A 12,501-nucleotide genomic window follows, 5' to 3' on the forward strand; every position below is an offset into this window, starting at 1 on the left:
GTTCGCGGGGCCCGCGGTCGACCTGGCGGCCCGTCACCGCCAGCGCCAGCAGGTCTTCGGACTCGGGTTCCTCCGGTACGGGCGCCTTCCCGGAGCGTCGCTCCAGTGGCTGCGCTGCGCTCACCGCGCCCACGCGTGCCCGACCGTCACCCTCACCGCTGCGCGTCAGTCCCGGAGTCGCACCGGGTTCCCTGACCCCACCTCGTGGAGTTCGACTGGCCCGATGAGCCTACCGTGCCGTTCCGGGGCCGTGGGCGGGGGCCTCGAAGCGGGGGGCCGCGGGGGGTTAGTGTCCGGCCATGACTTTCTCGATCGCTGCGCGCAGTGCCGACGGGACCTGCTTCGGGGTCGCCGTCGCGTCGAAGTTCCTGGCCGTGGGGGCGGCCGTTCCGGCGGCGCGGGCGGGGGTGGGCGCGCTCGCGACGCAGGCGCTGGCCAATCTCGCCTACCGGCCGGACGGCATGCGCCTGCTGGACGAGGGGCGGTCGGCCCGGGAAACCCTGGACGCGCTGCTCGCCGGGGACGAGCGCCCTGACGACCGGCAGGCCGGGATCGTCGACCGGGACGGCGGCTCGGCGACCTGGACGGGACGGGCGTGCATGACCTGGGCGGGCGGCGTCTCGGGCCCCGGCTACGCGATCCAGGGCAACATCCTGACCGGACCGGAGGTGGTGCGGTCGATGGAGGGGGCGTGGCTGGAGTCGGGTCCGGACCTGCCGCTGGCGCGGCGGCTGCACGCCGCGCTGCTGGCCGGCGACCGCGCGGGCGGCGACAGCCGGGGCCGGCAGAGCGCGGCCCTGCTGGTGGTGACGCCGGGCGGCGGGTACGGCGGCGGCAGCGACGTGCTGGTGGACCTGCGGGTGGACGACCACGCCGATCCGTCGGCGGAGCTGGGCCGGCTGCTGGACCTGCACGACCTGTACTTCGGCAGGCCGGATCCCGCGACGCTGCTGCCGCTGACGGGCGAGCTGGCGCGGGAGGTCGCCGACCGGCTGGCCGCGCTCGGGCACCGCGGCATGGAGGTGGACGCGGCGCTGGGCGAGTGGGCCGGGATCGCCAACCTGGAGGAGCGGCTGGTCGACGGGGCGATCGATCCGCTGGTCCTGGAGCGGCTGCGGGCGGCGGGCGACCCGGTGGGGTAGCACACCGCCCGACCGCGGATCAGGGTGTGTTGAGGAACGCGGCCAGCTCGGCCACGAAGGCGGGCGCCCCGACGGCGGTGGAGTGGTCGCCCGGCACGGTCCTGAGGGTGGCGTCGGGAAGGGCGTCGGCGAGCACCTCAGGCCGGGCGGCGAGCGGGTCGTCCTCGCCCGCGAGGACCAGGGTGGGCGCGGTGATCCCGTCGAGCGCGATGGGTTCCTGGTGGATGGCCCGCGCGTGGGCGGCGAGGGCGAGACGGTCGGCGCCCAGGGCGTCGACGAAGGCCCGGAAGCCGGCCGCGGTGGGGTCGGCGACGGTGGAGGGGTCGTCGGTGGTCAGCGCCCGCACCAGGGCGGGCCCGCCGACGACCCTGCTGTCCACTCCCCCGAGTTCGACGACCGCCGCTCCGACGCCGCCGACGGCCAGGCGGCGGATCCGGGTGTCCCGGGCGGCGGTGAGCAGGCTGACGACGGCGCCCATGGAGTAGCCGGCGAGGTCGTAGGCGTCCTCGTCCAGGAGGTCCATCAGCTCGCGCAGGTCCTCCGACATGCGGGCCTCGCCGTAGCGCTCGGGGTCGTGCGGCTTGCCGCTGCGTCCGTGGCCCCGGGCGTCGAGTGCGAGGACCCGGCGGCCGGTCTCGGTGAGCACCCGCACGATGCCGGGGGCGACCCAGTTGACGTCGGCGTCGGCGATGAAGCCGTGGTGCAGGAGGACCAGCGGCCGGTCGGACTCCGTCTCCCAGAGCTGGTAGTGGATCTCGATGTCGTCGGAGGTCTTGAAGAACGGCATGTCGGGCTCCTTCCCGGTCGGTTCGCGCGAAGCGTCGTCCCGGTGGGCCTCGATACCGCGGCCGCGCCGCAGGGCCGCCGGGGGCGCGGCTCGGGCGGCGGGCGGCCGGTGCGTGGTCGTCATCGGCGACCGCCCGGAGTGCCGCGCCGGGACGGCGTGGCGTGATCGCCTGCGCGCATGCCCGAAGCCTCACACGCGCGGCCGGGCCCGCGCCGGGGTTTCGGTCAGTCCGTCCGGGAGGGGTTCAGCCGGGAGTCGAGGAGGGTGCGCAGCCGGTCCCCGGAGCCCTCCTTGGGCAGCACGGCCAGGCAGGGGGCGGCACGGTCGGCGCCGACGAGGAGGAAGAGGCGCGGGGTCTCCAGGTAGCGGGAGATGTCGGTCCAGGCGTACCTGCGCTGCTCGGCGCCGGTGGTGAGGCGCACCCCCGCCTCGTCGAGACGGACCCGCTGCCCGCCTTCCTCGGCGGCCTTGGCGGCTGCGCGTCCCGCCTGGGCCCGGGGCAGGGCGACCAGGGCGAAGAACAGGTAGGCGGCGCCCATCAGCAGGGACAGGAGGGTGACCGCGCCGCCGCGGATGCCGACGGCCATGACCGCGACGGTGAGCGCGAGGGTGACGGCGAGCCGTCTGCGCCCTGCCGACGTGCCGCGCGCGTGGGCGCGATGGGCTTCGCGGAAGTCCCGGGCGGTGGGGGTGTGGCGGATGTCCATGCGGTCGGTGCGCGGAACGTTCCGCCGGCTGTCGATGGTCACGTGCGTCTCGCTGCCTGTTCTGTCGCGGGCCAGGTGGTGCCGGTCGGGGGGACCGGTGGAGTGAGACATACCCGCCCGAAGGCGCAAATGGGGCACTCCTGGCCCACCCTCTCCTAGTGTGCCCGTGTGAGCGAGTCCAACCCCCCGCCCGTCGCGCCCGGGCCGGCCCGACGGCTCGACCGGCTCTCGGTGACCGGCCGGGCGACCCTGGCGGGCACCGCGGCCGCCGTCCTGTTGATCCTGGCCATCGTGTTCGGCAGCAGACTGCTGCGGGACTTCGACTCGGCGCTGCTGCCGTACGCGGCGGCCTCCGTCTTCCTCGTCTTCGGTCTGGTGTACCGGTACACCGTGTGGGTGTCGGCGCCGGCCGCGCGCCGCCTGTTCAAGCAGGGCTGGCGCTCCTTCTTCTCGGCGGCGAACTTCCGCCGCGCCCCCACCGCGGTGCCGCGGATGATCGCCACCTATCTCGGCTTCCAGAAGTTCCTGGGCGCCCGTTCGCACGCCCGGTGGGCGGCCCACCAGCTGGTGTTCTGGGGCTGTGTGCTGGCCGCGGTGATCACCTTCCCGCTGACCTGGGGCTGGTTCACGTTCACCTCTCCCACCGGCCCCGGGCCTTCGTACGAGTGGCGCATGTGGGGCGTGAAGCTGCTGACCTTCGACTCGCTGAGCTTCTTCGGCTGGCTGCTCTTCCACGGCCTGGACATCGCGGCCGTCCTGGTGATCGCCGGGGCCTCGTACTTCCTGTGGCGGCGGATGCGCGACCGCGGGGCGATGACCGGCCAGCGTTTCGCCTACGACCTGCTGCCCCTGATCGCCCTGGTGGTGATCTCGGTGACGGGTCTGCTGCTGACCTTCTCCGCCATCTTCCTGCACGGCCAGGGCTACGAGTTCCTGATGGTGCTGCACATGATCTCGGTGGTGTTCACCCTGATCTACCTGCCGTTCGGGAAGTTCTTCCACATCGCCCAGCGTCCCGCGGCCGTGGGGATGCAGCTGTTCAAGTACACGGCGCGGCAGGACGAGAAGGTCTTCACCTGCCGCCGGTGCGGCGAGCCGGTGGACACCGACGCGTACGTGGAGAACCTGCGGGGCACCATGCGCGACCTGCGCCTCGACTTCGACGAGTGGACCGAGTACTGCCCCCGCTGCAAGCGGGTGCTGCGCGGCTCCGCCTATCTCGAGAACGTGAAGAAGGGCTACAAGTGACCCGGCCGACGATTCCGCTCGACCCCACGCTGGCGCCCCCGGGGGCGCAGGCCTTCCGCGACGCGGGCGGCATTCCCGCCGACCGGTGGCACGCGGACCAGCGGGGCGAGACGCTGGTGCCCACGCACTGCTGCTTCTGCGGCGTGCAGTGCGGCCTGTACCTGCGGGTGAACGAGGCGGGCAAGGTCTTCGGCATGGAGCCCCGCAACCACGACATCAATCGGATGCGGCTGTGCCCGAAGGGCGTCAACGCCTACCAGCAGGTCAACCACCCGGAGCGGCTGACCGCTCCGCTGATCCGCGCCTCCCGTGACGAGCCGTTCCGCGAGGCGAGCTGGGAGGAGGCCCTGGACTTCACGGCGTCGGAGATCCGGCGCATCCAGGACGGCTACGGGCGGGACGCCTTCGGGATGCTGGGCGGGGCGAGCCTGTTCACCGAGAAGACGTACCTGGTGGGCAAGTTCGCCAGGGTCGCGCTGGGGACCCGGCACGTGGACTACAACGGGCGGCTGTGCATGGTGTCGGCGGCCGCCGCGAACAAGGCGGTGTTCGGGATCGACCGGGCCGGCAACCCGTTCGCCGACATGCTGGTGACCGACTGCCTGCTGGTGGCGGGCGGCAACATCGGCGAGTGCTTCCCGGTGCTCACCCAGTACGTGTGGGGCGGCCGGGACCGCGGCGCGAAGCTGATCATCGTGGATCCCCGGGAGACGGCGATCGCCCGGACGGCGGACATCCACGTGGCGCTGCGGCCGGGCACCGACTCGGCGTTCTTCAACGCGGTGCTGCACGTGGTGATCGCCGAGGGCCTGACCGACCAGGAGTTCGTCGACGCGCACGCCACCGGCTGGGACGAGGTCGTGCGGTGCGTGCAGGACTACCCGCCCTCGCGGGCGGCGGAGATCTGCGGCATTCCCGAGTCGCAGGTGTACGAGGTGGCGCGGATGTTCGCGGGCGCCGAGAACGCGATGGCCTGCCACGCCCGCGGCATCGAGCACCAGACCCAGGGCGTGGAGAACTGCCTGAGCGTGGTGAACCTGATCGTGGCCACCGGCAACGTGGGCCGTCCGGGCGCCGGTTACGGCACGCTGACCGGGCAGGGCAACGGGCAGGGCGGCCGGGAGCACGGGCAGAAGTCGGACATGCTGCCGGGCGGCCGCGACCTGAAGAACCCGGAGCACCGCCGGCAGATCTGCGAGATCTGGGGCATCGACGAGTCCGAACTGCCGGGTGTCGGCACGTCGATGATGGAGATGGTCTGGCAGATGCAGCGCGGGGAGATCCGCGGGCTGCTGGGCGTGTGCAACAACCCGCTGGTCTCGCTCCCCAACCACCGCACGGTGAAGGACGGTTACCAACGGCTGGAGTTCCACGTCCAGCTGGACTTCTTCCTCTCGGAGACCGCCGCGGAGGCGCACGTGGTGCTGCCGGTGACGGTCTGGGCGGAGGACGAGGGGGTGACGGCGAACGCCGAGGCCCGGGTCGTCAAGCACAACAAGGCGCAGGATCCGCCGCCGGGGGTGCGCACCGACACCTGGGTGCTGTGCGAGCTGGCGCGGCGGCTGGGGGCGGGCGACAAGTTCGCGTTCACCGGGTCGCGGGACGTGTTCGAGGAGCTGAGGGTGGCGACGGCGGGGGCGCTGGTCGACTACTCCGGCATCACCTACGAGCGTCTGGAGGAGACCGGCGGGATCTCCTGGCCGTGCCCGTCCACCGACCACCCCGGCACCCCGCGGCTCTTCGAGGACCTGCGCTCCTACCATCCGGACGGCAAGATGCACCTGCAGACCGTGGAGTGGCATCCGCCCGCGGACGTCCACACGGAGGAGTATCCGCTGACGCTGACCACCGGGCGGACGGTGGCGCACTTCCTGTCCGGCACCCAGACCCGCCGGCTGGGCGGGCTGGTGGAGCAGACGCCCAGGCCGTGGGTGGAGGTGCACCCCTCGCAGGGGTTCCGCAACGGCGACCCGGTGCGCGTGGTGACCCGGCGCGGCAGCGTGGTGTTCCCGGCGCTGGTGACCGAGGCGATCCGGCCGGACACGGTGTTCGTGCCGTACCACTGGCCGTCGCCGGTGGCGGCCAACGTGCTCACGGTGGACGCGCTGGATCCGCGGTCGCGGATCCCGGAGTACAAGGTGGCCGCCGCCCGGCTGGAGCTCGCCGAACGCCTCGACGAGGTGCCGGCGCCGCCGGTGCCACCCGGCCGGGAGAGCTACGAGGAGGTCCAGGCGGCGCTGTCGGACGTCCTGCCGCCGTCCGCGTCCCAGGGCCGCGGTACCTCGGAAAGGAGCTGAGCGCCGCCATGATGGGCCGCACGATCTTCATCGATCCGGGGCGCTGCATCGGCTGTCAGGCCTGCGTCTCGGCCTGCCGCGAGTGCGACTCGCACCGCGGCAAGTCCCTGATCCATCTGGACTATCCGCAGGAGGGGCAGTCGGTCGCCGCGCTGCCCACCGTCTGCATGCACTGCGAGGACCCGGTGGCGCCGTGCGCGGAGGTCTGTCCGGCCGACGCGATCCTGGTGACGGCCGACGGCGTGGTGCAGGAGGCGGACACCACGCGGTGCATCGGCTGCGCGAACTGCGTCAACGCCTGCCCGTTCGGCGTGCCGAAGATCGACCTGACGGCGAAGCTGCAGCTGAAGTGCAACCTCTGCTACGACCGCACCTCGTTCGGGCTGGCGCCGATGTGCGCGACGGTCTGTCCCACGGGCGCCCTGTTCTACGGGACGGTGGAGGAGCTGCGGGAGGAGCGGCCCGGGGTGGAGGTGGTGGACGAGTTCACCTTCGGGCGGAGCACCGTGCGTACGGGGGTGGCGATGGTGGTGCCCGCCGAGCGGGCCCGGTGGCCGGTTCCGGGCGGGCTGCCGGTCGTGGAGGTGAACGGGGTGGACGTGCGATGAGCGTGACCCGGCAGGAGCCCGAGCCGGGGGCGGACCCGGCGGCGGGCCCGCACGGCGACCGGGAGCACGACGCCGCGCAGGAGGCCATGCGGGACCGGATCACGGCCCACTCGCTGACCACCCGCCGGGACTGCCTGCGCCTGGTGGCGACCGTCTCCGGCGGTCTGGCGGTCGGCGGGGTGGCGGTCGCGGCGGGGGCGTTGCACCGGCACGGGGACAGCGGGAACGAGCAGCCGCCGCGGGTGCGGATCGCGGACCGGATCGAGCCCGGGCAGTCGGTGGCGTTCCGTTATCCGGAGGAGGAGGACCGGGCGGTGGCGGTCCGGCTGGGCGACGGGACGCTGGTCGGCTACTCCGCGGTGTGCACGCACCTGGCGTGCGGGGTGATGTGGCGGGCGGACCGGGGGGACGAGGGCGAGCTGTACTGCCCGTGCCACGAGGGGGTGTTCAACGTGCGGACCGGTGAGGTGACGGCGGGCCCTCCGCCGCGGCCGTTGCCGAGGGTGTACCTGACCGAGGAGCCGGACGGCAGCGTGTGGGCGTTCGCGACGGCCCGGTCGGGCGAGAACGTGACCGACGCGCTGTGCCGGCAGTTCCGTCAGCCGGATCTGCGGCGGCAGCTGGGCTGTCCGGAAGAGGGTGAGGACGGGTGAGCGAGGACGCGTCGAGGCGCCGCTCGATCGGGTTCGGGCGGGAGGGTTACCGGCCGGGGAGTTCGCGGCCGTGGCTGAACCGCCCGGTGGACGAGCGCTATCCGCAGATCAGGCCGACCAGCGGGTACGGCGACGGCCGGGTCCGGCACACCGGGCCGGGCCCAGGCGCGGGCAGCGAGCAGGAGCCGGAGCGCGCGTCGAAGCTGACGGCGCGTCTGGTGCTCGCCTTCTCGGTGCTCGCGGGCCAGCTGTGGGCACTGACGGTGGTGGTGAACGCGTGGATGGCCGGCCGGGTGGCGACCGCCTGGTGGGGCGCCGCCTTCCTGGTGCTGTCGTTCCTGGTGGTCCTCGGGCTGTGGTGGCTGGACCCCGAGGACCGCTGAGCGGCCGGGCGGATGCCCGCCGCCACGGCCGGACGGGTAACCACCGCCACGGCCGGACGGATGCCCGCCGTCCGGAGTACTCCGCCGGGCGGGCCGGGGCGGGCGTTCCTAGCGTGGAGCCGTGAATCGATCGCAGGGGTCCGCGCGGGACGCGGCGCAGACGGCCGACCGGGTGCCCGGGGCGGCGTACCGGAACCTGCTCACGGCGACGGTCGGGTTCGCGCTCACCTTCTGGGCGTGGAACCTGATCTCGCCGCTGGCGGGTGACTTCGGTCAGCGGCTGTCGCTGACCTCCTTCCAGCAGTCGTTCCTGGTGGCGGTGCCGGTGCTGGTCGGGTCGCTGGGCCGGATCCCGGTGGGCGCGCTGACCGACCGGTACGGGGCGAAGGTGATGTTCCCGCTGGTCTCGGCGCTGACGATCGTGCCGGTGCTGCTGGTGATCCTGGCGCGGGACTCCTTCGTCGCCATGATCGCGGTGGGGTTCCTGCTGGGTCTGGGCGGCACCACGTTCGCGATCGGCATCCCGCTGGTGAACTCGTGGTTCCCGCCGTCCCGCCGGGGTCTGGCACTGGGCATCTTCGGCATGGGCATGGGCGGTGTGGCCCTCTCCGGCTACTTCACGCCGCGGATCGCGAAGCAGGGCGAGACGCTGCCGTTCCTGGTGGTGGCGGTGGCGCTGGCCGCGTACGCGGTGGCGGCCTTCTTCCTGATCAGCGACCACCCGGACCGGACCGTGCCGACGGCGTCGCTGGCCTCGCGGCTGGGGCAGGCCTCACGGCTGCGGGTCACCTGGGAGCTCTCGGCGCTGTACGCGATCGGTTTCGGCGGGGTGGTGGCGTTCGGCGTCTACCTGCCGTCGTACCTGAAGACCTGGTACGACCTGAGCCCGACGGACGCGGGTACCAAGGCGGCGGGCTTCGCCCTGGTGACGGTGCTGTTCCGGCCGTTCGGCGGCTGGCTGTCGGACCGGATCCACCCGGCGATGGTGACGGCCGGGGCGCTGGCGGTGGTGGCGGTGTTCGCCGTGTTCCAGGCCTTCGACCCCCACCTGTACCCGATGGGCACGATCTGCCTGCTGGTGATGGCGGCGGGTCTGGGCACCACCAGCGGCAGTGTGTTCGCGCTGGTCTCGCAGGTGACGCCCCAGCAGCAGGTCGGTTCGGTGACCGGCGTGGTGGGCGCGATGGGCGGGCTCGGCGGGTTCGTTCCGCCGCTGCTGATGGGCGCGATCTACAGCTCGAAGGGTTCCTACTCGATCGGGTTCATGCTGCTGTCCGACCTGGCGCTGGCGGGCTGCGTGTACGCCTATGGGCGGATGCGGACCCTCAAGCCGTCCGCGTAGGCGGCCGGCTCAAGGGTCCGCGGGTCAGGCCGGCTCGTCGTCCAGGAGGGCCTGGAGGGTCGTGCGGGCCAGGTTCGACATGACCGGGTTGGTCTCGCGGTAGTACCAGAGGCAGCCGATGGCCTGGGCGAAGGCCCAGCCCTTGCCCCGGTCCCAGGTGGCGTCGTCGGCCCGGAGCGCGGCGCGGAATGCCTCCCGGGCGGCGGGGCCGAAGTAGTTCCAGGCGGGCTGCAGGTCGAGCGCCGGGTCGGCCACGTCCGCCTGGCCGACGTCGATCACCCCGGCGAGCCGGCCGCGGTCGGCGAGCAGGTTGCCGGGCATCAGGTCGCCGTGCGACCAGACGTCCGGCCCGGTGCGGGGGGTGTCGCGCAGGCGGTCCCAGAGGCGGGCCAGGGCCCGGGTGTCGATCAGTTCCCGGCTCTCGTCCAGTCCCTGGGCGACGTACTCGTCGTGGCCGGTGAGGAGCCCGCCGCGGCCCCGGCCGCGGAAGACGCGGCCCTCGGCGTCGATGGCGCGGACCTCCAGGACGAAGGCGGCCAGGTCCTCGGCGAAGGCGGCGGATCCGTGGGCGTCCGACGCGGTGGCGGGCGTGCCGGGGATCCAGCGGTAGACGCTCCACGGCAGGGGGTAGCCCGGTCCGGGCTCGCCGAAGGTGACGAAGCCCGGGGTGGGGGTGGTGGTGGCGGCCTCGATCGCCGCGGCCGCCTCGGCCTCGCGTCGGATGTCGCTCAGCGTGGCGTCGGGGTCGTCCCCGAGCAGCCGGAGCCTGGCGACCAGGTCGTCACCGATGCGGAACAACGCGTTCTCCGTGCCGTCGGACGGGCAGGACCGCACCGGCAGGTCCTTCCAGCGGGGGAACTGGGCGGCCACCAGGGCGGCCATCTCCGTTTCCGAGACGGTGAGTTGACCTGCGTGCATGGCGGGTGGGGCGGGCATGGGGCGCATTCTGCCGCAGCCGGGGCGACGGGCGCCGCCGGTTTTCCCGCCCGCGCTCCGAGCCGCCCGGGGCCGCTCCGGGCCCGCCGCCCCGGGCCCGGGCGGGCCGGGCGGGGCGTGTGTCAGGCTGTGCGGGTGTTCGACTTCGGCATCGAGGGTTACCGGCCTGTCTGGCTGAACGGGTGGAGGGACGTCGCGAGGGTGCACGGCCCTCGCCTGCGCGACCTGGTGGGCCGCACGCTGACGGCCGTCCGACTGGTCCGGGACGTGGAGGACGGCTCCTGGTTCTCCGACTGCCCGGTGGTCCTCGACTTCGACGGCGAGCGGCTCGAGATCAACCACGCGAAACTCGACGACCTCTCCGTCACCTGGAACACCGTCGACGTGCGGGATCCGGTGCGGTGGCCGGAGTTCCGGCTGGAGTGGAGTACCGACGTCCTTCCGGAGACGCGCGCGCTGCACGGCCTGACGGTGTCACGGGTCGAGCTTCTCGAATGGAGGACGCCGACGGGCGCTGCCGCGAGAACCGTCGACATCAGCCTGGTGCTCGGCGCGCGAAGGGTGACGGTCTTCAACGCCCTCGACGAGAACGGCCTCGGCTTCGGCCCTCCCGGCCCGCACCAGCGGGTCCGTCCCCTGAAGCGGCGGGCGCGTTGATGCCGGAGCCGCCGGCCGGTGGCCTGTGCGGCGGGCGGGGTGACTGAGGCCCCGCCCGCCGCTTGCCGTGACCGAGAACCGGGTTGCCGCGCGGGCGGCGGTCAAACGGGCGAGTCTCGGGTTGGGGGGTGTGGTGTCGTCCTGACGCCCCGTTCGGGCGCCTCCGGGCTGCGGAGTCCCGGCGGTGGCCCTACCCGGAAGGTGCAGGCCCGTCGGGGTCTCGAGGCGTTCGCCGAGGACAAGCCGGTGAGGACCTGCCCGGCCTGCCTGCAGGACGGCATCCCGGCGGCCGCGGTCAAGTGCAAGTACTGCGGCACGGAGCAGCGGGTCGGCGGGGCTGTCTGAGGGGCACGTTCAGGACGATCAGGGCGAGGTGATCCCCCGGGCCAGCAGGTCCCAGAGCGCGTCGGCGTCGGCGTCGCGGGCCTCGTGGCCGGTCCCGCCGACGGCCAGGGCGAAGGGGTGGAACAGGACGGACTGGAGCAGCGTGCCCGCCACGAGGCGGTGGTCCAGGCCGGGCCGCACGGCGCCCTCTTCCGCGGCGTCGTGCAGGATCTCCTCGAGCAGGAGCCGCAGCGGGGTGAACGCCCGCGCCGCTTCCTCGGGGTGGTCGGTCAGCAGCCGCCGTGCGAGCTCGGCCGTGGCGCCGTCGCCCTCGCCGCCGGTTCCTCCCGAGCCGCCGGTTCCTCTCTCGCGGTCGGCGGGACGGGGCCGGCACAGGCGGTGGTACTCGAGAGTGAAGCGGCGCAGCCGGGCCGCCGCGTCGGGTTCCTCGGCGGTGGCCTCCCGGAGCCGGTCCGCGGTCCAGCGCGCCGACTCCTCGAGGAGGGTCAGCAGCAACTCCTGCTTCCCGTCGAAGTACTGGTAGAAGCTGCGCAGGGACTGGCCGGAGGTCCTCACGACGTCCTGGACGGTGAAGTCCTTGTCCCGCGGCCCGGTGACCAGTTCCAGCGCGGCGTCCAGGAAGCGCCGCACCTTCTCCTCGGCGCGGTCGCGGACGGGGTCGCCCGACCGGGCGACGGCGAGTTCCCGCCGGCCGGGGGCGGGGGTCTGCGGCGACGGGGGCTCCGCTGCCGGGTGGTCCGCTGCCATCCGGTCATTCTGGCACGCGGGCGAAGAGCGTTCCCGGTGCCGGACCGCCGGTTCCGGTGGCACCCGGGCGGCCGCCGGCCCGGTCCTCCGGCGGCGCGGGGCTCCCGGGCGCGGTAGCGTGCCGGTGCCGGACGTCTCTGCTCGGACTCCTCGGGACTCTTCGGAGGGCAGCATGCACGACCCCGTTCCGCACCCGGCCCTGCGGCGGCTGGAGCCCCTGGTCGGCATCTGGGAGATGTACGCGCGCGGCGATGACGTGGGACCGGTGCGCACCGAGATCGCGTGGCTGGAGGGCGGCGCCTTCCTGCACCAGCGCGCCTTCCTGGGGCCGGAGACCGTACTGCCCGAGGACTGGCGGGGACACGCGCCGTTCCCGACGTCGTGCGTCACCGGCTACGACGACACCGCCGACGAGTTCACCATGCTGTACGCCGACGGGCGGGGCGTGGCCCGGGTCTACCGGGCGGATCTGGTGGACGGTGTGTGGCGGCAGTGGCGGGCGGCGCCCGGTTTCCACCAGCGGTTCGAGGCCGTCGTCGACCCGGAGGGCGGGACCGTCACGGGGGCCTGGGAGTTCTCCGAGGACGGTTCCTCCTGGCGGCGCGACTTCGAGGTCACCTACCGCCGGGTCCGCTGACGGTCCGTCGGC

14 protein-coding genes and 1 riboswitch are annotated in these 12,501 nt (G+C 73.5%); of the genes, 10 read left to right on the forward strand and 4 right to left on the reverse strand.

What is annotated here, in order from left to right:
- Positions 1-30 precede the first annotated feature (30 nt).
- Positions 31-235, reverse strand: a riboswitch (cobalamin riboswitch).
- 64 nt (positions 236-299) lie between these two features.
- Positions 300-1,142 (forward strand): DUF1028 domain-containing protein, encoded by an 843-nt coding sequence (locus tag ACWD3O_RS23825; RefSeq protein ID WP_451417285.1) that lies wholly within the window; start codon positions 300-302, stop codon positions 1,140-1,142.
- Between the two features lie 19 nt (positions 1,143-1,161).
- On the opposite strand, the gene ACWD3O_RS23830 is transcribed toward ACWD3O_RS23825, so the two are convergent.
- Together ACWD3O_RS23830 and ACWD3O_RS23835 are read right to left on the reverse strand one after the other, a co-directional pair.
- Positions 1,162-1,929: an alpha/beta fold hydrolase gene (locus tag ACWD3O_RS23830; protein WP_451410186.1), complete on the reverse strand. Its 768-nt coding sequence runs from the start codon at positions 1,927-1,929 to the stop codon at positions 1,162-1,164.
- 224 nt (positions 1,930-2,153) lie between these two features.
- Entirely contained in the window at positions 2,154-2,678 is a 525-nt protein-coding gene (locus ACWD3O_RS23835; RefSeq protein ID WP_451417286.1) for a YcxB family protein, read from the reverse strand.
- Positions 2,679-2,804: 126 nt separating this feature from the next.
- Between ACWD3O_RS23835 and ACWD3O_RS23840 the strand changes: the two genes are divergently transcribed.
- From ACWD3O_RS23840 to ACWD3O_RS23865, 6 genes are all read left to right on the forward strand, one after another.
- Positions 2,805-3,884 (forward strand): MFS transporter, encoded by a 1,080-nt coding sequence (locus ACWD3O_RS23840; RefSeq protein WP_451410174.1) that lies wholly within the window; start codon positions 2,805-2,807, stop codon positions 3,882-3,884.
- Complete coding sequence (locus tag ACWD3O_RS23845) at positions 3,881-6,181, forward strand: molybdopterin oxidoreductase family protein (RefSeq protein WP_451417287.1); 2,301 nt, start codon at positions 3,881-3,883, stop codon at positions 6,179-6,181. Before ACWD3O_RS23840 ends, ACWD3O_RS23845 begins: the two co-directional genes overlap by 4 nt.
- A gap of 8 nt (positions 6,182-6,189) precedes the next feature.
- Entirely contained in the window at positions 6,190-6,789 is a 600-nt protein-coding gene (locus tag ACWD3O_RS23850; RefSeq protein WP_361144152.1) for a 4Fe-4S dicluster domain-containing protein, read from the forward strand.
- The gene (locus ACWD3O_RS23855; protein ID WP_451410172.1) at positions 6,786-7,442 is read left to right on the forward strand and encodes a QcrA and Rieske domain-containing protein; all 657 of its coding nucleotides are present in this window, start codon (positions 6,786-6,788) and stop codon (positions 7,440-7,442) included. Before ACWD3O_RS23850 ends, ACWD3O_RS23855 begins: the two co-directional genes overlap by 4 nt.
- Positions 7,439-7,825: a hypothetical protein gene (locus ACWD3O_RS23860; protein ID WP_451410171.1), complete on the forward strand. Its 387-nt coding sequence runs from the start codon at positions 7,439-7,441 to the stop codon at positions 7,823-7,825. The genes ACWD3O_RS23855 and ACWD3O_RS23860 overlap by 4 nt, the downstream gene beginning before the upstream one ends.
- Positions 7,826-7,946: 121 nt before the next feature.
- Positions 7,947-9,167, forward strand: coding sequence for a nitrate/nitrite transporter (locus ACWD3O_RS23865; RefSeq protein WP_451410170.1), 1,221 nt, complete (start codon positions 7,947-7,949; stop codon positions 9,165-9,167).
- A 24-nt stretch (positions 9,168-9,191) separates the two neighbouring features.
- Here ACWD3O_RS23865 and ACWD3O_RS23870 read toward each other — a convergent pair whose 3' ends face one another.
- A complete protein-coding gene (locus tag ACWD3O_RS23870) occupies positions 9,192-10,103 on the reverse strand; it encodes a phosphotransferase (protein WP_451417288.1) in 912 nt (303 codons plus the stop codon).
- Between the two features lie 135 nt (positions 10,104-10,238).
- Here ACWD3O_RS23870 and ACWD3O_RS23875 point away from each other — a divergent pair, with 135 nt between their 5' ends.
- Complete coding sequence (locus ACWD3O_RS23875) at positions 10,239-10,760, forward strand: hypothetical protein (RefSeq protein ID WP_451417289.1); 522 nt, start codon at positions 10,239-10,241, stop codon at positions 10,758-10,760.
- A 201-nt stretch (positions 10,761-10,961) separates the two neighbouring features.
- Entirely contained in the window at positions 10,962-11,105 is a 144-nt protein-coding gene (locus tag ACWD3O_RS23880; protein WP_451417290.1) for a hypothetical protein, read from the forward strand.
- An 18-nt stretch (positions 11,106-11,123) separates the two neighbouring features.
- On the opposite strand, the gene ACWD3O_RS23885 is transcribed toward ACWD3O_RS23880, so the two are convergent.
- Positions 11,124-11,852, reverse strand: a complete 729-nt coding sequence (locus ACWD3O_RS23885; protein WP_451417291.1) for a hypothetical protein — start codon at positions 11,850-11,852, stop codon at positions 11,124-11,126.
- A 172-nt stretch (positions 11,853-12,024) separates the two neighbouring features.
- Between ACWD3O_RS23885 and ACWD3O_RS23890 the strand changes: the two genes are divergently transcribed.
- Positions 12,025-12,489, forward strand: coding sequence for a hypothetical protein (locus ACWD3O_RS23890; protein WP_451417292.1), 465 nt, complete (start codon positions 12,025-12,027; stop codon positions 12,487-12,489).
- Positions 12,490-12,501 lie beyond the last annotated feature (12 nt).

The organism is Streptomyces sp. NPDC002640, assembly GCF_053592575.1.